Raw genomic sequence first — 21,531 nt, 5'->3', positions numbered from 1 at the left:
ATGTATGAAAATCTATTTATTTCGGATATATTTAGCAACTATACTCCAACATTTAAAAAATCTGATGTCAATATTGAAAAATTATTAAAAAAGATAATTGCTAGACACTATCCTCTAATTTCTAGTGATGATATTTCTGTTGAACAATTTCAAGGGAATGAAATAAATTCAAACAACTATAAAGTAACTACTGCGTCAGGTATATATTTAATTAAAAAGTTTATTAATGTTAGTGAATATACTAAACTACAAAAAATCTTATACTTAAATAATTGGTTAACCACCAATAATATTAAAATTGGAAAAATTTATGCTAACAATGAAGATAAATTTATAACAGCAAGTGATGGTAACTCTTTTTGGTCTATTTTTGATTTTATAGATGGTCATTTCTTTGCAGGGAAAAGCGATAGTGAACTTATATCTGTTGCCGAAGAAATTGGTATATTTTTTGAAAAACTAGGCACACTTCCTATTGAGTTTTATCTAACAGATAAAATCGAACATTTAAAAAACACTTGCTCTTTGATGGATGAGATGCAAAACAATACAAAAAATTGGTTACTATTTTTTGGAAGTGAATTATCACATATTTTAAATGAAAATTGGGAATTTTTGAAAAAAATACACTCAAAATTGATTGAAAATCGAGAAATTATTTTGAATAAACCATCAACCCTTTCTCATATTGACTTACATCCTCATAACATACTGGTATCAAAAAATAAATTAAAAGCCATCCTAGATATTGACTCTATAAAATTGGATTTTAATCTAATACCTATAGCTTTTTCCATGTATAAACTATTAAAACAATCTATTATCACTAGAGACATTAAAAATAATTTTCAAGAAATATCAAAAGTTTCTAATATTTATTTTAATGCGCTAATCAGCAAATTTCCTATTTCCAAACATGAGACAGAAAATCTGTATATCTACGCAGCAACTGAAATATTCAGAAGAATATTTATAATATTTTCATTAAATCTTTATCACAATGATAGTCGTTGGAACCATGTTTTATCAATGCATATAAACGGTCTCAAAGAAGCAGAAATTATTTTTGACAGTTTAAAGCATAATGAAAAATAAACAAACTAACATCCTCTTTCGAGCCGACTCATCATCCATTATCGGCACGGGGCATATTATGAGAGATTTGGTGCTTGCAAAACAGTATCCAAATCACAATGTTATATTTGCAACTCAAGAGTTGGATGGCAATATAAATCATAAAATAAAAGAAGCAGGACACACGCTAGAAATCCTTAAGTCAAATAGTGTAAAAGAACTAATAGAGTTAGTGAAAAAACATAGTATTGATTTAGTCATCTTTGACCATTACGGTATTGACTACAAATATGAAAAAAAACTAAAAAAGAAAACAGGTGCCCAGATATTGTCATTTGATGACACTTATGAAAAGCACCATTGCGACATACTTTTAAATCATAATATAAGTGCAGATAAGAAAAAGTATAAAGATTTAGTTCCCAAAAGTTGTGAGCTTAGATGCGGAAGTAAATATACGCTTTTAAGAGATGAGTTTATAGAAGAAAAAAAGAAGAATAGAAAAGTAAAAAACAGCAAAGTCAAAACTGTTTTTATTGCTATGGGCGGAGCTGATCACAGCAACATAAATATAAAAATTTTAAAGGTGTTGGAAAAATTTGATAATTTAAAAGTAAATTTAGTCACTACAACAGCAAATAAGAATCTAGAAGAGTTAAAAGAATACGTTAAAGAGATGAAGTGGGTAAACTTACATGTTAATTCAAATAAAATAGCAAAACTTATGAACAAAAGTGATTTTGCTATTGTAACTCCAAGTGTAACCTTGAATGAAATCTATTTTATGGAAATTCCTTTTATAGCTATCAAAACGGCTCAAAATCAAGATGACATATATAGATATCTAAAGAAAAAAGAGTATTTTGTTATGAGCAAGTTTACAAAAACAGAGTTAAAAAAATATGTTGAATTGTTGTTAAGCAGAGATGATAAAAATGTCAAATAATATAAATTTAATAAACTTTACAGATTTAACTTTGGAAGAAAAAAAGATGGTTTTGTTATGGAGAAATCATCTAAGCATAATACAATGGATGTATAATAGTGATGATATATTATTGGAAGATCATTTGAATTTTATTAAAACTTTAAAAGATTGTACGGATAAATTGTATTTTTTAGTAAAGCGAGACGACGATTATCTCGGTGTTATTGATTTTACGAACATTGATAATGAGAGTAAAAGGTCTGAATTTGGTCTGTATGCAAATATTGAATTAAAAGGAATGGGTAAGGTTTTATTAAATTCTATTTGTGAATATGGTTTTCATACTTTGAATATTAACAAGCTTATTGCAGAGGTTTTTGCGGAAAATGAAAAGGCAATAAACTTATATAAAAAATTCAATTTTAAAGAGATAACAAAAAAAATAGTAAATAATAGAGAAGTAATTTGTATGGAGTTGAAAAATGAAGATAGGTAGTTTTGACTTAGAAAAAAATGGCATATACATTATTGCCGAGCTTAGCGCAAATCACGGCGGAAGTATAGAAATAGCAAAAGATACCATTAAAGCAGCCAAAGAGATAGGTGCTAATGCAATTAAACTTCAAACATACACTGCTGACACAATCACTTTAAATTGTGATAAAGATGATTTTATCATCAAAGGCGGAACTCTTTGGGATGATAAAAAACTATATGATTTATATGCAGAGGCTTATCTGCCGTGGGAGTGGCATAAAGAGTTGTTTGATTATGCAAGAGAGATAGGTATAGATATATTCTCTTCCCCGTTTGATAAAAGTGCAGTGGATTTTTTAGAAACATTAAATCCATCTGCTTATAAAATAGCATCATTTGAGATTACAGACTATGAACTTATAAGATATACCGCTTCTAAAATGAAACCGATGATTATATCAACAGGCATTGCTACGATAGATGAGATACAAGATGCCGTTGATATATGCAGAAGTGTCGGAAACGGTGATATTGTGCTTTTGAAGTGTACCAGCTCATATCCTGCACCGCTAGAAGAAGCAAATCTTTTGACGATCCCAAACGTAGCTCAAACATTTGGGGTTATTTCCGGTTTTTCAGACCATACAATGGGGAGCACAGCCCCAATAGTCGCAGTTACGCTTGGCGCAAAAATAATAGAAAAACATTTTATCCTGGATAAGTCTATCGGCGGTGCCGATGCTGATTTTTCAATGGATAAGCAAGAGTTTTCAAATATGGTTCAAGCAATAAGAGATGCTGAGAAACTGCTTGGCAAAGTTGATTACAGCATGGATGAAAAGAAGAAAAAGTCTCGACGATTTTCAAGAAGTCTCTATGTAGCCAAAGATATCAAAAAAGGGGAACTCTTTACAAAAGAGAATATAAGAAGTGTCAGACCAGGATATGGAATGCACCCAAAATATTTGAATGATGTTTTGGGGAAAGTTGCTGATAAAGATTTTGAGTTTGGGGATAGGTTTGAAACAAAAAGAAAATGAAATATATAACATTCAAAAATCATAAAATTTCAAAACTCTCTTTAGGTACTGTTCAGTTTGGGCTCGATTATGGCATAGCCAACACAAGTGCAAAACCATCCAAAGAGAGTGTTTACGAGATTATAAAGTACGTTACAGACAACTGCATAAACTGTTTTGATACGGCTCAAGATTATGGCGATTCAGAAAAGGTTTTAGGGGAAACTCTACCAAGAGATAAAAATTTATTTATTGTGTCAAAATGTAAATCAGATTTATTTAGAAAAGATGCTCAAGCAACCATCTTAAAATCATTACAAAATTTAAATGTTGATTCACTCTATGCGCTGCTTCTTCATGAGAGCAAAATATTACACGATTGGCAAGACAGTGACTCGCTTATTGTAGAAAGTTTGATAAAAGAGTCTAAAATAAAACATTTTGGTGTTTCAATCTACACTTCACAAGAGTTTGATTTGGCTGTTGAGAATGACAAAATAGACATTATCCAAATTCCTTTTAATGTATTTGACCAAAGAGCTATTAAAGAGAACTGGTTTACAAGAGCTCGAGAAAAAAACAAATTACTTATTATAAGAAGCATTTATCTGCAGGGCTTACTGGTTATGGATAAAGATAAAGTACCACATAGATTACAGTCCGCTATAAAGCATCTTGATTTTTTAAGTTTTTTCGCTCAAAAATTAAATATTACCAAAAATGAATTGGTGCTTAGCTTTGTTGACACACTCGCTCAAAACTCTCTTATTCTTTTTGGATGTGACAATATACATCAAGCAAAAGAAAATATAGAAAATTATAATAAACTCAAAAAGCTAGATGCCGATATAATAGCTCAAATAATTAGTAGCTTTGATAATGTAGAAGAAGAAATATACAACCCAATAAGGTGGTTAGAATGGAAAGAAAAATAATTGCACTACTACAAGCAAGAACAGACTCTACAAGATTACCAGGCAAGGTTTTGAAAAAGCTTTTAGGTGTTCCTATGATAATTCAAGAGCTTCAAAGAATATCTAGATCAAAATATATAAACAAACTTATACTTGCTACCAGCGACGAGCCAAGCGATGATGAGCTGGCGCAACTTGTTCTTGATTATGGATTTAACCTCTATAGAGGCAGCAAAAATAATGTATTGAAAAGATTCATAGATTCCTTACAAGCGTTAAATCTTAAAGATAACGATATAGTGGTTAGGCTTACCGGAGATTGTCCCGTACATGACGCAGATATCATAGATGAAACCATATCTGCATTTTTAAATACCGATTGCGACTACTTAACAAATGCTATAAAACCCATCTATCCCGATGGTTTAGATGTTGAAGTTTTTACTTATAGCTCACTTATGAGTGCCCATAAATTAGCAAAAAAGCCCTCTCAACTAGAGCATGCCACTCCATTCATCAGGGACAGCGGGTTGTTTAAAACTGTAGATTTAAAAAAGAAAGAAATTTATCCACAATGGAGATTGACCGTAGATGAGGCAGAAGATTTTAACGTCATAGAAAAAATATATAATCATTTTGGCAACAATGGTTTTACCTTCTCAGAAATGATTACGTATCTCGAAAAAAATCCGTCAATTATAGAGATAAATAAACATATTGACCGTAACGAAGGTTACTTAAAATCGCTTAAAGAAGATCTGCTTCACAAGGACACATAATGGGAACATCTCAAGATTTATATCAAAAAGCAAAAAAGTTGATTCCGGGAGGAACACAACTACTCTCCAAAAGACCCGAAATGTTCTTGCCTGATTTATGGCCTGCTTATTACTCTAAAGCAAAAGGATGCCAAATATGGGATTTGGACGAGAAACAATATTCTGATATGAGCTACATGGGCATTGGCAGTTGCATCTTGGGTTATGCAGATGAAACAGTCAATAACGCGGTAAAAAACGCTGTTGATAATGGAAATATGGCAACACTCAATGCTCCTGAAGAGGTAGAGTTAGCTGAATTGCTATGTCAAATTCATCCTTGGGCCCATAAGGTTCGCTATGCGAGAACAGGCGGTGAGTCTATGGCTATAGCCGTTCGCATAGCTCGTGCAAAAACACAAAAAGATATTATTTTATTTTGCGGATACCATGGATGGCATGATTGGTATCTTGCTGCAAATCTTGGCGATAATGAAGCCCTAGATGGTCATCTGCTTCCAGGACTTTCTCCTCGCGGTGTTCCGCGTGGATTAAAAGGGACATCTTTTCCCTTCAAATACAACGACACTGATAGTTTTTTAAAGCTCTACGAAAGGCACAAAGGCAATATAGCCGCGGTAGTTATGGAACCTTTAAGAAATGATTATCCACAGCAGGATTTCATAGACGTTATTCATGAAAAAACAAAGAGTGACAATATTGTCTTAATTGTAGATGAGATAACGGCAGGATGGCGGTTAACACATGGAGGAGCACACCTCATTCTTGGTATAGAACCCGACATTGCAGTTTTTGGAAAAGCTCTAAGCAATGGTTACCCAATGGGTGCCATCATAGGCAAAAAAGGCGTGATGGATGCTACTCAAGATACTTTTATCAGCAGTACGTATTGGACTGACAGAGTAGGACTAGTTGCTTCGATTGCCACCATTCATAGTTTGAAAGAACACAATGTTTCAGACCATCTCAACAACATAGGCAAAAAAGTACAAGAGGGCTGGAAACAAATTGCCGCTTCGCACGATATCCTTATAACTGTTGGTGGCATATACCCTTTGGGGCATTTTAGTTTTGTACGCAAAGATGCACTTGTTTTAAAAACACTCTTTACCAAGCTTATGCTTGAGAGAGGTTTTTTAGCAACAACGGCTTTTTATGCCTCTTTTGCACATAAGCAAAAAGATGTAGATGCATACCTTGAAGCTGTTGATGCAGTTTTTAGCGCTCTTGCAACATACATAAAAGAAGAGACTCTTAATGAACACTTATCTACTCCGGTATGTCATAGCGGATTTTCAAGACTCACATAAGTTTACCGTTTTTAGGAATGTTTTTTGCTGAGTTAAGAGCACATCTTATCTTCACAAAGGCTTCCCCATTATGGACTCCATAGAACAGCAGGCTATAGCACTGTTTGAGAAAAACTTGCTTTTTTTAAAACAAAAACATGAAAATGTCTATCTTAAGGTTGCTGTGCTCAACCAAGCCATGGCAGATGGAAGCTACAAAGAAAACTACGCTCTTGAGTACAAAGAGTCCTATTTTGATATTTTGGATTTGAAGAGTGGGAGTTATTTATATACTCAAGACAGTATCGCACATGCAAAACAGATGGCGCAACAAGTCAACTATAAGAAAAACGATAGTGTTATCGAAGGTTTTTATAACATACGTCCACTTTCCGATGCTGAAGCTGAAATTTTTGATAAAACTGTCAATTTAAAAAACTCTCTTTTCGCAACTGCAAAAATCATCAGTTACAACAAAAAAGTAACATCAAAAAATGATGAAATGCGAGAGATTTTCAAGTATATCTTTTGTGGGGTAGGGTTGGGCCTGCATCTCACTTACATACAAAAAAAGGTACATGCCCATTTACTTTTCATAGTTGAAAAAAATCTAGAGATTTTTCGTCTCTCTATGTTCGTTACCGACTATGCAAAACTTAGTGCCAATGCAACACTATTTTTTTCCATCATGGAAGAAAAATCTCACACCTTTAATGATTTTTTTACTCAAGCATATACACATAACCACTACATCAAATATTCTGTTCTCTCTCAAGATAACATTCAAGACATCAAAGAGATTCAAGAGTCTATCGTTCAGTCTATTCACCACATTCGCCCCTATGCAAAAGCCTTAAGAGAGTTTTTAAAAGCTCCCGAGTATCTTGTAGAAAAATTTCCTTTTATAGACTTAAGCTGCGAACTATTACAGTCTCATCCCCTAGCTAACAAACCTGTTTTACTCATAGCTTCAGGACCATCACTAGACCACAACTCCAAGTGGCTGCAAGAAAACAGAGATAAATTTTTCATCATTTGTGTACTCTCATCCATTAAAACACTCCATAAGCTAGGTGTAGCACCAAGCATGGTTGTTCATATAGATTCTGAGTCAGATGATGTTAGATTTTTTCACCAGATTGATATAAATGATTTTTTTAAAAATACCATTTTTATATGTTCTAGCGTTGTTGCTAGAAGCGTTATAGATAAAATACCCAAAAAACAACTCTATTTTGTAGAATCAGCATCAAATTACAAAAAAGGAGCAAAAATAGTCTCTGTTCCAAGCATAGGAGAAACAGCTTACTTTTTAACTCTTCTCTTTGGTGCAAACCTCATCTACCTTTTAGGCTTAGACTTAGCCCTTGACCCGCAAACAAAAAGCAATCATACTGCAGGGCACCATGAATACAAAGAAATTTCGGATGCATCGCATGAGGAGTTAAGTTATACGCTACATGACACTATCTCCTATACAAAAGGAAACTTTTTAGATAAAGTTCCTACAACCCCAAACTACCAACTATCCATCATGGCATTTAGCGCTATATCAAACCGTTACCTCTCAAAAGAGTGCAAAGTTTATAACCTAAACAACGGGGCTTTTCTTGAAGGAGCCTCTCCTTTACGCACTGATGCACTCGATACGACACAATTTAAAACTCTTCATAAAGAAAAAATCTTTGATGAACTTAAAACTTTTTTTGATTCTATCTCTTCAACAGAACTCACACAAGATGAGATAGAGTACTTCGAAAAACAGATAAATGAAGCAAAGAGACTTGTAAAACTCGTTAAGAAATTTGAGCTAAATGCACCTCTAAATAGTTATCCTGCGTACATCATGGAGTTTTATACACTCTACAAAGAACTACTGCGTTTAAACAAAAATGAGGTTTATGATATCAACGAGGTGTTCTCTTTGTACATGCAGACTATCGCCAGTTATATATTTGACATCTTTAACACTAAAGAGGTGTTAGTCCATGCAGAGCATATACAAGAGATACATCAGATTTTTGTACAACAGCTTAAAAAAATTTTAAATCTCTATATTACAACTATGGATATTTATCTGGAGTGGGCAAAAAAGTAGGAAGAGAAGAACAAAGCAAGTTGTAAAACTTGCTTTGTAGTGGAGTAAAAACTACTGGAGTAGTCTCATAACATTTTGTTGTACAGCATTTGCTTGGCTCATTGCATAAGCGCCTGACTGCGCAAGGATGTTGTGTTTTGCAAAAGTTGCACTCTCTGCCGCAAAGTCAACATCACGGATTTGTGATTCAGCTGCTGCAACGTTTACTTGAGTTACAGAGATGTTTCTCACCGTACTCTCAAGCTGGTTTTGAGTAGAACCGAGGTTAGAACGAACTTCATCAAGCTGTTTTAAAGCCGAATCTGTAATCAAGATAGCAATCTCTGCTGAGTTACGACTAGTCACATCTATGTCTTCTAGTGATGTACCCTGTTCAAGAACAGCTTTTGTGCCGCTTGTAAATCCAAAAGAGTCAGGATCTGTTCCACCCACCTTGACTGCAGCGTCGCTATAAATCTCTACGCTTCCCGCTTTCGACTGATTTGTAACACCTTTTGTCAGCATAAACACGGTGTTTGCATCTGTTCCGGCTATATTTAAATCATCTCCATTATTGACTGAAAGGTTTAGTGTGCCATCTCTTGCAATATATGAATCACTCATACCGTCGATATCTTTGATAGCAGACTGTAGCGCCAAACGAGCAGAACCAGCTGTAGCACCATCACCGTAAGTTCCTGCCATATCTACACCATTTATAACTAACTCGCCAGCCTCTATCACAACAGCAGCCGTATCTGTAGATTCAAGTGTTCCAACCGCAGATGTTCCAGCAGCACTTGTAAGATTATCTACTGTTAAACCTGAGTAAGTTGCAGAGTTTTGGTTAGTTCCCACATCGGCAGTTGTAATACCACCCGCATCCAAGCCAGCACCCGCAACTGTAAGCGTCTGCTCACCAGACAACACAGTTTGTTCGATTGTTAGTGTAGCTGAACCTGTAGCGCTTGTAACAACCGCACCAAACTCACTGCTTGCATTGATTAATGCGCGTAATCCATCGGCTACCTGAATAGCTGTTTGACCAGAAGTCGCCGTATATGTAACAGAGGCACCATTAGCATTTGTAATACTTACATCACCACCACCCGTTGACGCGACAAGAGTAACCGTATCAACATCATTATCTCTAGTAGCGATAGAGATATTTCTACCATCTGTTGACTCAAGAACCAGCTTGCTTTCAGTGTTAAGAGATGCTGTTACACCTGTTTGATCTGAAATAGCATTGATAGCACGGACTAACGCTCCATCACTGTCATTTGCCACAACAGTAGTATCCGCTATAGCAACACCATTAATCTTCAAAAAGTTAGTAGAGTCTATAACACCTGCAGACACTGCTGCCGCTGCTGTAAGTGAGTTATGACCCTCAGCCACAAGCCCTGTAGCATTTGTGATAGCCGCTGCAACACTCGCCGCATCAGTAAGCTTTGTCGGAGACAATGAGTTGATAGTAGTAGATACATCAATATCATTAATCTCAAGTTCGCCTGCCTTAAGAGTGTATCCTGCCGCACCCTCATCCAAGTTTGTAGTAGCTAAAGCAGTGCGAGTCTCAGCCCCGCTAGTACTCTTAAGATCTCCTACAGAATCCGTCTTTACGTTACCTACAGAAAGACCTACAGTCTCCCCTGCATATGCACCGATGTGAAATGCCTTATTTGTAAATGTACCATCAAGAAGGGTTTGACCGTTGAAAGAAGTCGTCTTTGCAATGTTGTTAGCTTCTTCTAAAAGCTTGTCGATATCTCTTTGGATAGCCGCACGAGAATCGGCATTTTGACCATCAGATGCTGCTTGGATAGATTTGGTTCTTACAGTATTGATGATGTTTTCGTACTCATCAAGAGCACCATCTGCTGTCTGAGTAACACCGATACCATCATTTGCATTTCTGATAGCTTGTCCAAGACCTGTTGACTGAGCTTTAAGCGAGTTAGCAATTGTAAGACCAGAAGCGTCATCTGCTGCTGTGTTGATACGAAGACCTGAACTCAAAGCTTTAAGACTTTTATCAAGCCCGATGTTGTTCATAGTAGAATTTCTGTGTGCGTCCATTGCCGCAATGTTTGTGTTAATTCTAAAACCCATTGTAAATCCTTTTTGGGTAGAGCTTTGGCTCTATCTGTTTAATTTTATCGAGGCATCCTTGCCTTGATGGTAACTAAATCGTCAGTAGAAAAAATAACTTTAATTTTTTAGAGAGAAATTTTTGTACATTTTGGTGGGATGTAAAGAAACAGAGGGGCAAGCATGGCGCTTACTCCCCAATCTCAGCGATTTTCGCATCAAAATCTTCCGATATAGTGTCAGAATATCAGTTGTTTATACCGCTTTTTCCAGATGTTGCGCTAAAAACATCTTCATAATCGCTTGTCTTGCAACACCAAGTCTTTTAGCTTCTTTGTCAAGTCTCTCTATCATCCATACTGGCAAGTCGAGATTTACTCGCTTTTGTGCAAGATTTGGTCTGTGTCCTTTTGAATAATCGACAAACTCTGTTATGTCGCCGTCACTCTCAAATAGTTCATCAAATTCTTTAGCTGTTTTCATAGTGTTGTATCTCCTCTTTTCTTGATCTTCTCACGGATATGATACGAATAGCACTACCTCTGTATGTAATGACGGCAGAATAGTGCTTGTTTGCTATCTTGCCTATACATAAGTGACGCATCTCATCTATAAAAGATAGCGGAACTTCCAAAAGGTTTTCGTCTTGCCATAGCAACTGTGCTTCTTCAAAGTTTATACCGTGCTTCTCTTCATTTATATCTGATTTATTGCTATCATATTCAAATTTCATACAATTATTATACCAAATATATTAGAATTTACTACTCCCCAATCTCCGCAATTTTCGCATCAAAGTCTCCTGAAATCGTGTCGAACTCATTTTGTAAAATCTCTAAGAGTTCAAACATTTTCTCTACCTCTTTTTGCTCCATGGAGACGAGTTTTGAAAACTCTATGATTTTAAAACTATCATTTTTGGTTGTTGCTTCGAGGAGCTTTTTTTGGTGGGATGCTAGTGTCTCTTCGCTTTTGATGATGGATGCTTCTAGCTTTTCTATCTTTTTCTTTATCGGGGAGACGAGTTTGTTTTTGTTTCTCACCAAATCAGCTTTTGTTTTTTTGTTGTCTTTGAAGCTGTTTTTTGGTTTTGGTTTTACAAAATCATCCTCAACTTCTTCTTCCCAACCCATTTTTTCTAAGAAGAGGTCGTAACCGCCGTCAAAATACTCTGCACCGCTTCTTGTAAAGACGATAAGTCTGTCGCATACACGGCGGAGCAACTCTTCGGAGTGGGTTACGATGATAACGGAGCCTTTGAAGTTTTGGATAGCTACGGTTAATGCTTCGATGGAGTCCATATCTAAGTGGTTTGTAGGCTCATCCAAAAAGAGAAGGTTTACATTTCGAGCCAAAATCTGTCCTAACATGACACGGCTTTTTTCGCCTCCTGAGAGAAGTGAGACTTTTTTGTCGGCGCTATCGCCGCTAAACATCATAGCCCCTGCAATGCCACGAATATTTTGCGCTGAGAGTTTTGTGTTTGCGGAGTGGATTTCATCTAAAACCGTGCTGTTAGGGTGCAATCTTGCGATATTTGTCTGCCCAAAGTGCGCAAACTCGGTGGTTGTGTGCATGTGAACTTCGCCGCTGAGTGGCTTTAGCTCTCCTGCGATGGTGTTGAGAAGGGTTGATTTTCCTTTGCCGTTCTTTCCGATGATGCCAAGTCTCTCCCCTTTTTCAAGCACAAAAGAGATATTTTTAAACAAGATATTGTCAGGCGTGTAACCAAAAGAGAGGTTTTTCACATCAAGCAGAACTTTTGCAGGTGTATCTTTGTAGTTAAAGTCAAACTCAAGCGTGGAGTCATAGCCTAAATCCTCAAGCAAATCCATCTTCTCAAGCTGTTTTACTTTTGACTGTGCAAGAGCGGCGGTTGAGGCACGGGCTTTGTTACGGGCGATAAAATCCTCAAGCTCTTTTACTTTTTTGTCTTGTGAAATCTTCTGCTTCTCATAAAGCTCTTCATTCGCCTTTAGCTGATCGTAAAATTTATGTGTATCGCCCTGAATGATGTTTAGATTTCGGCGGATAATCCCCATCGTATGCGTGGTTACGCCATCCATAAAATCTCTGTCGTGGGTGATGATGATAACCTCACCCTCAAAGGCTTTTAAGAAGTTTTTGAGCCATCTAAGAGAGAGGATGTCAAGGTAGTTTGTCGGCTCATCCAAAAGCAGCAGGTTTGGTTCTGTTACCAAAAGTTTTGCAAGGTTGATACGAATCTGATAACCGCCCGAAAAAGAGAGCGGGTTTTTCTCCAAATCTTCATGCGTAAAGCCCAAACCAAAGAGAATCTTCTCGACACGGTAGATATCGTACTTCATATCCTCTTCAAGTGCGAGTGCTGCCTCTTCTCTAAGTGTCGTCTCACTAAACTCCAAATACTGCTTAAGCGCGCCTATTTTGTACCCTTTTGGGATAACCACTTCGCCGCTATCGGGTGTCTCTTCGCCGAGGATAAGTTTAAAAAGCGTTGATTTACCGCTGCCGTTGCGCCCTACAAGCCCGACTTTGTTGCCAGAGTTTAGTTTGAAGTTAAGATTACTAAAAAGCTCTTGTTTGCCGAAATTTTTTGAAATATTTATAAGTTGTATCATGATTTGTTTTTACCTTTTTATCTCTTCTAGTATCCACTGCCACTCGCCATAGCCGCTTGTTGTGTTTATATGTCCCGCATTTTCTAAAACCATCATCTCTATACCCAGAGCCTCTTGAAGCTCTGCCGCCTCATTTTGTGACATGTAAGGGTCGTTTGTCGAGGTGACAAGCAGTGCCTCTTTTGCATAGAGTTTTTTAGGGATAGAGCATGGGAAAAAGCTCTCAAGTTCTTTTATATCGCATCTAAAACTGGGCGGAGCGACAAGAAAAAGCTTCTCTAGCTCTTCTATGCCGCCGCCGCTGCAGAGATGAAACCAAAGCGTGTTAGCGATGGAGTGGCAAACGACGACAGTTGGTCTAAATGCCGCTATCTCCGCTTGTAACTCTCTAAGCCAGATATCTTTGTTCGGAAAATCGATATTGCTAAACTTTAAAAAGCTCACACAACCGTAATCTTTGGCGATTTCAACCGCCAACCAACTCTGCCAGTGAGGAAAATCGCTTCCGCCCCAGCCATGAAGTATCAAAACTCTTTTCATGCAATCTGTGCGAGTGCGCTCTTTACTCTTGCTATCGTCTCATCTTTGCCGATGATAGCCATAACGCTATCAAGCCCTGGACCGCTCATTTTGCCTAAAAGTGCCACACGCAAAGGCTGTCCGATTTTGCCAAAGCCGATGTTCATCTCTTTGACGACCTCTTCCATGAGGTGGTGGTAGTCGCTTGGAAGATGAAGCTCACTGCACGCACTTACCTTTGAGACAAAGTTTTCAAGCACCTCTTTTGCATCGCCTTTAAACGCCTTTTCAACGGCTTTTTCATCCAGACTCTCAGGAGCTATGATGATCTCATTTACAAGTTGCGCCATCTCTTTGAGTGTTTTTGCTCTCTCTTTTAGTGCGTCAAGCAAAATCTCTTTTTTGTCATGAGAAGTGAGCAAAAGACCGTATGGCTCAAGCAGTTCTACCAGCTCCTCGTTTGGTGTGTTTTTGATGTAGTGGGAGTTGAGCCAATCGAGCTTTTCGGTGTTGTAGATGGAAGCGGAGCGGTTGATATTTTTAGGGTTGAAACACTCCATCATCTCATCCATAGAAAAAATCTCCTGATCACCGTTGCTCCATCCAAGGCGCACTAAAAAGTTCAGAAGTGCCTGTGGCGTGTAGCCCATCTCTTTGTACGCCATAACATCCGTCGCACCGTCTCTTTTGGAGAGTTTTTTGCCCTCGTGGTTATGAATCATCGGGACATGATAAAACTTTGGTACGGTGAATCCGAGTGCTTCATAGACTACTATTTGTTTTGGCGTGTTGGAGAGGTGGTCATCCCCACGGATAACCTCGGTAACGCCCATAAGATGGTCATCAATCGCCACAACAAAGTTGTAAGTCGGCGAACCGTCACCACGAGCGATGACAAAATCATCCAAGATATCCTCCGCTTTAAAAACAACATCCCCTTTGACACCGTCACGAACGACTATCTCGCCGCTTAATGGTGCTTTGATGCGGATAACAGGCTCTACACCCTCTGGCGGAGTGCCATCAAAGTCACGGTATCTTCCGTCATACTTTGCACGCTCTTTGTTTGCCGTCTGCTCCTCTCTAAGCGCATCAAGCTCCTCTTTGGACATGTAGCATCTGTACGCTTTGCCCTCATCCAAAAGACGCTTGATATAGATGACATAGATGTCGTCTCTTTGGGATTGGTAGGTTATCTCGCCATCATGCTCTAAGCCCAGCCAATGAAATGCCTTTACAATCGCCTCTGCCGCCTCTTGCGAGTTTCTAGCCTTGTCTGTGTCTTCAATGCGAAGAAGAAATTTGCCGCCGTTTTTTCTCGCCCAAAGATAGGAAAAAAGAGCCGTTCTCAAACCGCCGATGTGCAAATAGCCCGTAGGACTTGGAGCAAAACGAGTTACAACCATAAAAAAGCCTTTAGTAAATAGTTGCGCAATTTTAAGCAAACATTTGTTAAAAGCGGGTAAAATAGCCATCTTTAATTCAAGAGGAAGTTGCTATGTATAAGATAATTTTATTACCGTTCGTATTTGTTGCGATGTTGGGGGCTGAGCTTGTCAATGGTGTAAGTGCCGTTGTCAAAGGAGAAGCTATAACGCTTCACGATGTCAAAGAGGAGATGCGCCTCTCAAACACAAGTGCTACCGATGCAAGAGATATTTTGATACGCAAAAAGCTTGAAGCTGCTGAGATTGTGGAGAGAAAAATCAGTGTTAACTCCACCGAGGTGTATGAAGATATCAAAAAAATGGCTGCTTCAAACAAGATGAGTATTGACCAGCTCTACGACAAGGTGCGTGAGTCTAACGGTCTTAGTTCGGCAGAGTTTAAAGAGAAAATCAAAGAGAAACTCCTCTCACAAAAACTCTATTCAGCCATAGCTTACGCATCTATGGAAGCTCCTGATGAAGATGCTATGAAAGAGTATTATGAGCTCCACAAAGAGGAGTTTTCCCGTCCAAAAGCTTTTGTCGTCACGCTCTACTCATCATCAAACGAAGAGGCACTTAGAAAAAAAATGACAACACCTGTTTTTTCTTCCAGTGAAGTAAAGATTGAGGAGAGAACACTTCCTTATGACACTATTTCTCCAGAATTAGCGCAGCTTTTGGAAAAAACAGAGCCAAAAAGTTTTACCCCTATCATCATGGATCAAAAAGGGGCATATATGAGTTTTTACCTCAAAGAGATGCAAAAACCCTCTACAAACAGCTATGAAGAGATGAAAAATCAGCTTAGTAACCTTGTTATGGGTGAAAAAAGAGAGCAGGTTTTGAGTGACTACTTTGCAAGATTGCGAGGGAATGCTGATATCGTAATGGTTCGAGAAGCGAAGTAAATGCTCAGTGATACGAACTTTATCAACATTGCCAAAGAGATAGCCACCGCCTCAAAGTGCGTCTCAAAGCAAGTGGGAGCGGTTATCGTCAAAGATGGGCGCATCCTCTCCACTGGCTACAACGGTACCCCTGCCGGATATATAAACTGCCGTCAACATTGGGACGGTAACTACACTTCAGAACATCACGACTGGTCCAAAACATACGAGATTCATGCAGAGATGAACGCCATCATTTGGGCGGCAAGAAAAGGGATAAGCATTGAGGGAGCTACTATTTATGTAACGCTTGAGCCATGCAGTGAATGCAGTAAAAACATCATAGCAAGTGGCATAAAGCGCATCGTTTACCTCAAGCCTTACGAGCATACGCACTCAGAGGTAATCTCAAAATTTATCAAAGATAACGGCGTAAGTATAGAAAAACTTGGAGAAGAGTAATGGTAGAAGATAAAGAGTTGCGAGCAGAGATAGGCAAGCATCTGATGCAGCCGGAGAACTACGGCAAGCTTGAAGATGCTTCTTGTGTGGGCGTGGGGATAGACCATGCTACAAAAAGCTATGTGATTATGTACATCAAAAGGGATGAAGAGAATATCTTGGATGTGATGTTTGGGACAAACGGCACACAAGATACGACAACGCTTGGTTCACTTTTTACAGAGATGATAAAAGGCGACACCGTAGAGAACGCACTTGAGACTGTTGGGGCATTAGAGAAGGATGTGCAAGAGAGTTACGCATCGCTTCCAAAACCAAAAGTGGATATGTCAAAACCGGAGGGTGAGCAGGTAGAGCACATCTCAACAGAGCATCAAGACAGCGCAAATATGGTACTAACCGCTTTTCGTGCCGCAATGCGCCATTATGAACGCAAACTTGGCGGTATAGAGGAGGAGCAGTTTGAGCTTAGCATCTCAAAAATGTGTCCATACTCCACCACCGAGTGCCACTTTGTAAAGAAAGAGAGTAAAGAAGACTAGCTTTTTAAAAATGCTTCGATTCTCTCGCTCGGACGTCCGATAATCGCTTTGTCGCCTTTGATGATGATGGGGCGTTCAATAAGTTTTGGATGCTGCACCATAGCGTCGATAAGTGCGTCATCCTCATGCTCCTCTTTGAGGTGTAACTCTTTGTAAAGCTCCTCTTTTGTACGCATAAGCTCCCTTGGAGCAACTCCTAACATTTTTAAAACCTTTTGAATGCTCTGTTTGTTTGGAGCTTCTTCAAGGTAGCGCACAACTTCTGCATCACACCCATTTTGCGTTAAAATATCCATGGCCTCACGTGATTTTGAGCATTTTGGATTGTGCCAAATAGTAATTTCTTTCATTTTTACCTTTCTTTTTAGACTTTTCATAACCTCTGTTTGTGAACGATTCTGCAACGGAAGGGTCACAACAAGCGAAGCGGTTGTGGGGCACCCACCGTGAAGCCTTAGTGAACAAACAGAAGTTATGAAGAAGTTTTTTCTTGCTTCATTACAAGAAGTTTATTGGCATTTTACATTATAATGCATCAAAATTTTCTGGAGGATTTGATTTATGGTAAATGTCGTTTTATATATCCATATACTAGCAGCAACAGCGTGGATAGGGGGTTCTTTGCTTCTTTTTGCGCTTGGCATACTTCTAAAGGGCAAAGAGGCGCAAGCACAGACTTATGAGTACCTTGGACCGATTTATGGCTATTTTGAGACTTTTTGGCTTGTTGTGCTCATCGCTACGGGTGGTTTTCTCTTTGTTCATTTTAACCTTATTTCCGTACTCACACTCGACATCAACGAGTCAACACTTGGCTATATGATGAGCAACAAACTCTTTTATGTAGGGACTATCACGGTTCTAACCATCATCCATATGCGCATCGCACTCAAGACACATAAAGGCAATCGTACAACGCTCCAAAAGATAGTTTCACGTGCCAGTTCTATGCTGATTTTCTTCCTCAATCTTGTAGTGCTCTGGTACGCTATGCAGTTAAGACATATACTTTCGTGACCCAAATCCAAAAATGCGCATCTCGAGACGCATACGCCATACTCTCCTTTTTTAAAGAGAGTAGGTGTGACGATGGAGATGTTATCGAACTTGAATTTTTAGACACTGACATAGAGTACTTCGGCTACAAAACATTTGTCGATTTGGCACAGCTCTTTATTATGAAACTTCTCACACCGCTCAAAAAAGATGAAACCACTACGATTCTAAGATTTCAAAAACTCTCCCAAAAAAGCTCTTTTCACAACTCCGATGACGCAAGCAGTGAGAAGTATGGCGTGCAAAGCCCATTTTTTGCAATCGACAAAACAAAAGAGTTCAGCTTTTTATACCACTACCAGAAGTCACTGGAATTTGTGGATGTAAAAAGCAAAAAGAGAGTTCTAAACCTCGGCATCAACCGTGGTGATGAGTTTTTAGTTATCAAAGAGATGCTCGGAGATGATGCGTTTGAGAAGATAGAGTTTGTCGGCATCGACTACTCAGCCTCAGCCATAGAGTACGCAAAAGAGACATTTAGGGCAGATAAAAATGTCTCATTTTTTTGCCATGACATCAACAAACTTGAAGAGCTAAAACTAGGAAGATTTGACCTCATCATCTCCATCGGCACACTGCAAAGCTCCAACATAGAGTTTAACGCCACATTTATGTCTCTTTACCAAAACTTTCTTGACAGTGGCGGTGCTATAGTGCTAGGTTTCCCAAACTGCAGATGGATAGAGGGCGAAATGATATACGGTGCAAAAGCTCCAAACTACCCATTTAGCGAACTAAGTTTGGTTTTAAAAGATATCCACTTTTGCAAAAAATACCTTCAGCAAAAAAAGTACAGAGCAGTGGTGACGGGGAAAGATTACCTCTTTTTGAGTGCGAGGAAAATAGGGCTGGCTAAAACTTTATAGAGAGATAAAAACTAATCTCAAACCTGCTGTCTTCACTTAAATAGTTGTTCTTTTTGTAGATAACATAAGGCGGCTTTGTAGTAGTTTCGTACTCGCTTCTTGGGAGCCATTCGTGGTAAACCCATTGGATAAACTTTAGCATGTCACCTTGTTCGCCCTCCAAATCAAACTTAGCGTAAATGCCATCGGAGATGTTGAACTTTGGGAGTCTGTCGCTTTGAACTTTTGTTCCCTTTTCTACGACTACGCATGCGACATACTGGCACTCATGAAGCGGTGTTACGGTTGGATTGTCGTGAAAAAGTGCGATTTGTTTGTACTCTTTTATATTGTTGCTAAAAATCCAAGTTTGCAGTTTTTGCCAAGTCTGTTTTATCTGTGCATTGTAGCCGCTGTGTCTGATGTAGTACGCCTCCATGAGCGGCATTTTTACGATGGTTGGCTCTATGTGGTCAAATTTTGCGGTTGATTTTTTGGCTTTTTTGGACTGCTCGATGATGTGCTGTGAAAACTTTTTATATCCACCGCTCTTCCACTCCTTTGGTGTCATGCCAAATCGCTCTTTAAAGACTCGTAAAAAGGATGTTTGAGAGCTGTAGCCGCAGATATTTGCCACATCGCTGATGGTTGAGTATCTGTTGGTCAGCAGTAGATTTGAGGCTTTTTGAAGCCTGATGGATTTGATGCTCTCATAGATATTTTTTCCAAATATCTCTTTGAAAATCCTGTGCATGTGAAACTTGCTGACTTTTAAGTCCTCGCTCAACTCATCCATGTCGATATTTGTGTCGATGTGCGTATAGACATAGTACATGATGTCGTTGGCGATTTGTACTCTTTTTTGAAGGGTTGCTTTTTTCATGACAATAATTTTAGCAAAATATTTATATTTTTAATACAAAAAAAGATATTTTATTTAGCAATAATAGATAGTTTTATAAGCATAAATAGTGAAGAATTTATTTTTTTAAAGCTATAGAATTTCATCAAAATTTATCCGCAAGGTGCGAGAGATGAAAAAAATCACAAAGATACTGGTCGCAAACAGAGGCGAAATCGCTCTAAGAATCATTAGAGCATGTAAAGAGTTGGATATAAAGAGCGTTGCTATCTTCTCAGAAGTGGATGTCGAGGGGATTTGGGTAAAAAAGGCGGATGAGTGCTACCCGATAACGGGGGATGCGCTTCAAGCGTACCTTGACTATGACCGTATCATCACGCTTGCACTTAAAGCGGGTTGTGACGCTATCCACCCAGGGTATGGTTTCTTGTCTGAAAATGCAGAGTTTGCGGCGGCTTGTGGGGAGAGAGGGCTTATATTTATCGGTCCAAAACCGGAACACATCGCACTCTTTGGCGATAAGATGGCTTCAAAAGTAGCTATGCGTGAGATAGGCGTTCCTGTTTTAGAAGGAACGGATGAGCCGATAGTTGACAAAGCAGAGGGTGGAAAAATCGCCGCTAAAATCGGTTTTCCGGTTATCATCAAAGCGGCATTTGGCGGCGGCGGTAGAGGCATGAGAATCGTAAAGAGCGCAAAATTCTTTGATGAGATGTTTGACTCTGCTACAAATGAAGCTAAAAAATATTTTGGAAAAGGGGATGTTTTCATCGAAAAATATGTAGAAAATCCTCGCCATATCGAAATCCAAGTAGTGGCTGACAAATACGGCAATGTCGTGCATTTGGGGGAGAGAGACTGTTCTATCCAGAGACGCCATCAAAAAGTTATCGAAATCGCTCCATCTCCAAGATTAAATCCTGAAGCAAGAAAAGAGCTTTACAGAATCTCTACAAAAGCGATGATGAAACTAGGGTATGAGAGTGTCGGAACGGTGGAGTACCTGCTTGATGAAGACGACAACATCTATTTTATAGAGATGAACACAAGGGTTCAGGTTGAGCATCCTGTCACGGAAATCATCTCGGGAGTGGACATTATCCAAAGAATGATAGAGATTGCTGAGGGCGATAAACTAAAATATCTGCAAGAGGAGATTAAGTTCCGTGGATATGCCATAGAGTTTAGAATCAATGCGGAAAATCCTCAAAACAACTTTATGCCATCAGTTGGGACTATCACAAACTACATGACTCCGGGTGGTCCGGGTGTGAGACTTGACTCAAGCGTTTACACGGGCTACACTATCGTGCCAAACTACGACTCAATGGTAGGAAAGCTCATTGTTTGGGCGATTGACTGGGAGGGTGCGGTAAAAAAGGCTTCAAGAGCGTTAGATGAATTTTACATCGACGGCGTTATCACAAATCTTCCACTTCACAGAGAGATAGTAAAGGATAAGGACTTTATGGAGGGCAAACTAAACACTAGCTACCTTGATAAAAAAATGGAGCTTTTCAACCTTAAAGCGACAAAATCAATTGCAGAAGAGGAGCAAAAGATCTCTTTTCTTGCAGGACTTATCAAGAAAATTAAAGAGCATAAGCTGGTTGTAAGACACTAGGGTGGCGTTGGCAGGCGGAGAGATTTTCTTTCTTTGGGTACAATTTTAAACAA

General features: G+C 38.7%; 22 protein-coding genes. 14 read left to right on the top strand and 8 right to left on the bottom strand.

Annotated elements, in window-relative coordinates:
* From AC6H4V_RS00940 to AC6H4V_RS00905, 8 genes are all read left to right on the top strand, one after another.
* The gene (locus AC6H4V_RS00940) at positions 1-1,095 is read left to right on the top strand and encodes a phosphotransferase (protein ID WP_497607133.1); all 1,095 of its coding nucleotides are present in this window, start codon (positions 1-3) and stop codon (positions 1,093-1,095) included.
* The gene (pseG, locus tag AC6H4V_RS00935) at positions 1,085-2,020 is read left to right on the top strand and encodes a UDP-2,4-diacetamido-2,4,6-trideoxy-beta-L-altropyranose hydrolase (RefSeq protein WP_497607132.1); all 936 of its coding nucleotides are present in this window, start codon (positions 1,085-1,087) and stop codon (positions 2,018-2,020) included. Before AC6H4V_RS00940 ends, pseG begins: the two co-directional genes overlap by 11 nt.
* A complete protein-coding gene (gene pseH / locus AC6H4V_RS00930) occupies positions 2,010-2,498 on the top strand; it encodes a UDP-4-amino-4,6-dideoxy-N-acetyl-beta-L-altrosamine N-acetyltransferase (protein WP_497607131.1) in 489 nt (162 codons plus the stop codon). Before pseG ends, pseH begins: the two co-directional genes overlap by 11 nt.
* Positions 2,485-3,519, top strand: coding sequence for a pseudaminic acid synthase (gene pseI, locus AC6H4V_RS00925; RefSeq protein ID WP_497607130.1), 1,035 nt, complete (start codon positions 2,485-2,487; stop codon positions 3,517-3,519). The genes pseH and pseI overlap by 14 nt, the downstream gene beginning before the upstream one ends.
* A complete protein-coding gene (locus AC6H4V_RS00920) occupies positions 3,516-4,433 on the top strand; it encodes an aldo/keto reductase (RefSeq protein ID WP_497607129.1) in 918 nt (305 codons plus the stop codon). Before pseI ends, AC6H4V_RS00920 begins: the two co-directional genes overlap by 4 nt.
* The gene (locus AC6H4V_RS00915) at positions 4,418-5,191 is read left to right on the top strand and encodes a cytidylyltransferase domain-containing protein (protein ID WP_497607128.1); all 774 of its coding nucleotides are present in this window, start codon (positions 4,418-4,420) and stop codon (positions 5,189-5,191) included. Before AC6H4V_RS00920 ends, AC6H4V_RS00915 begins: the two co-directional genes overlap by 16 nt.
* Positions 5,191-6,501: an aminotransferase class III-fold pyridoxal phosphate-dependent enzyme gene (locus AC6H4V_RS00910; protein WP_497607127.1), complete on the top strand. Its 1,311-nt coding sequence runs from the start codon at positions 5,191-5,193 to the stop codon at positions 6,499-6,501. The genes AC6H4V_RS00915 and AC6H4V_RS00910 overlap by 1 nt, the downstream gene beginning before the upstream one ends.
* Positions 6,502-6,571: 70 nt before the next feature.
* Positions 6,572-8,578, top strand: coding sequence for a motility associated factor glycosyltransferase family protein (locus AC6H4V_RS00905; RefSeq protein WP_497607126.1), 2,007 nt, complete (start codon positions 6,572-6,574; stop codon positions 8,576-8,578).
* Positions 8,579-8,629: 51 nt separating this feature from the next.
* Here the strand turns inward: AC6H4V_RS00905 and AC6H4V_RS00900 are convergent, their stop codons facing one another.
* From AC6H4V_RS00900 to gltX, 6 genes are all read right to left on the bottom strand, one after another.
* Positions 8,630-10,672 carry a flagellin N-terminal helical domain-containing protein gene (locus tag AC6H4V_RS00900; protein WP_497607125.1) on the bottom strand — a complete coding sequence of 681 codons (2,043 nt, stop codon included), beginning with the start codon at positions 10,670-10,672 and terminating at the stop codon, positions 8,630-8,632.
* A gap of 234 nt (positions 10,673-10,906) precedes the next feature.
* Positions 10,907-11,134 carry a type II toxin-antitoxin system BrnA family antitoxin gene (gene brnA / locus AC6H4V_RS00895; RefSeq protein ID WP_497607124.1) on the bottom strand — a complete coding sequence of 76 codons (228 nt, stop codon included), beginning with the start codon at positions 11,132-11,134 and terminating at the stop codon, positions 10,907-10,909.
* Positions 11,121-11,384, bottom strand: coding sequence for a BrnT family toxin (locus tag AC6H4V_RS00890; RefSeq protein ID WP_497607123.1), 264 nt, complete (start codon positions 11,382-11,384; stop codon positions 11,121-11,123). Before AC6H4V_RS00890 ends, brnA begins: the two co-directional genes overlap by 14 nt.
* 31 nt (positions 11,385-11,415) lie before the next feature.
* Positions 11,416-13,251 (bottom strand): ABC-F family ATP-binding cassette domain-containing protein, encoded by a 1,836-nt coding sequence (locus tag AC6H4V_RS00885; protein WP_497607122.1) that lies wholly within the window; start codon positions 13,249-13,251, stop codon positions 11,416-11,418.
* 9 nt (positions 13,252-13,260) lie between these two features.
* The gene (locus AC6H4V_RS00880; protein WP_497607121.1) at positions 13,261-13,791 is read right to left on the bottom strand and encodes an RBBP9/YdeN family alpha/beta hydrolase; all 531 of its coding nucleotides are present in this window, start codon (positions 13,789-13,791) and stop codon (positions 13,261-13,263) included.
* Positions 13,788-15,176 (bottom strand): glutamate--tRNA ligase, encoded by a 1,389-nt coding sequence (gltX, locus tag AC6H4V_RS00875; protein ID WP_497607120.1) that lies wholly within the window; start codon positions 15,174-15,176, stop codon positions 13,788-13,790. Before gltX ends, AC6H4V_RS00880 begins: the two co-directional genes overlap by 4 nt.
* A gap of 92 nt (positions 15,177-15,268) precedes the next feature.
* Here gltX and AC6H4V_RS00870 point away from each other — a divergent pair, with 92 nt between their 5' ends.
* From AC6H4V_RS00870 to AC6H4V_RS00860, 3 genes are read left to right on the top strand one after another with little or no spacing between them, the layout of a single operon-like run.
* Positions 15,269-16,108 (top strand): peptidylprolyl isomerase, encoded by an 840-nt coding sequence (locus AC6H4V_RS00870; protein ID WP_497607119.1) that lies wholly within the window; start codon positions 15,269-15,271, stop codon positions 16,106-16,108.
* A complete protein-coding gene (locus tag AC6H4V_RS00865) occupies positions 16,109-16,549 on the top strand; it encodes a deoxycytidylate deaminase (protein WP_497607118.1) in 441 nt (146 codons plus the stop codon).
* Positions 16,549-17,091 carry an iron-sulfur cluster assembly scaffold protein gene (locus tag AC6H4V_RS00860; RefSeq protein ID WP_497607117.1) on the top strand — a complete coding sequence of 181 codons (543 nt, stop codon included), beginning with the start codon at positions 16,549-16,551 and terminating at the stop codon, positions 17,089-17,091. Before AC6H4V_RS00865 ends, AC6H4V_RS00860 begins: the two co-directional genes overlap by 1 nt.
* On the opposite strand, the gene arsC is transcribed toward AC6H4V_RS00860, so the two are convergent.
* Positions 17,088-17,441, bottom strand: a complete 354-nt coding sequence (gene arsC / locus AC6H4V_RS00855; protein WP_497607116.1) for an arsenate reductase (glutaredoxin) — start codon at positions 17,439-17,441, stop codon at positions 17,088-17,090. The genes AC6H4V_RS00860 and arsC overlap by 4 nt on opposite strands.
* Before the next feature lie 211 nt (positions 17,442-17,652).
* On the opposite strand from arsC, the gene AC6H4V_RS00850 reads away from it, so the two are divergent.
* Both AC6H4V_RS00850 and AC6H4V_RS00845 read left to right on the top strand, forming a co-directional pair.
* Positions 17,653-18,108, top strand: coding sequence for a hypothetical protein (locus AC6H4V_RS00850; RefSeq protein WP_428728812.1), 456 nt, complete (start codon positions 17,653-17,655; stop codon positions 18,106-18,108).
* Entirely contained in the window at positions 18,105-19,013 is a 909-nt protein-coding gene (locus AC6H4V_RS00845; protein ID WP_497607115.1) for a class I SAM-dependent methyltransferase, read from the top strand. Before AC6H4V_RS00850 ends, AC6H4V_RS00845 begins: the two co-directional genes overlap by 4 nt.
* Here AC6H4V_RS00845 and AC6H4V_RS00840 read toward each other — a convergent pair.
* Entirely contained in the window at positions 19,000-19,875 is an 876-nt protein-coding gene (locus AC6H4V_RS00840; RefSeq protein WP_497607114.1) for an AraC family transcriptional regulator, read from the bottom strand. The two genes, AC6H4V_RS00845 and AC6H4V_RS00840, sit on opposite strands and share 14 nt — an antisense overlap.
* A 151-nt stretch (positions 19,876-20,026) precedes the next feature.
* Between AC6H4V_RS00840 and AC6H4V_RS00835 the strand changes: the two genes are divergently transcribed.
* On the top strand, positions 20,027-21,478 hold the full coding sequence (locus AC6H4V_RS00835; protein WP_497607113.1) for an acetyl-CoA carboxylase biotin carboxylase subunit: 1,452 nt from the start codon (positions 20,027-20,029) through the stop codon (positions 21,476-21,478).
* The last annotated feature ends 53 nt before the right edge of the window (positions 21,479-21,531 follow it).

The organism is Sulfurimonas lacustris, assembly GCF_059705355.1.
Note: the sequence above shows the minus strand (reverse complement) of the source record. Positions and strands in the feature narration are given on the sequence as shown.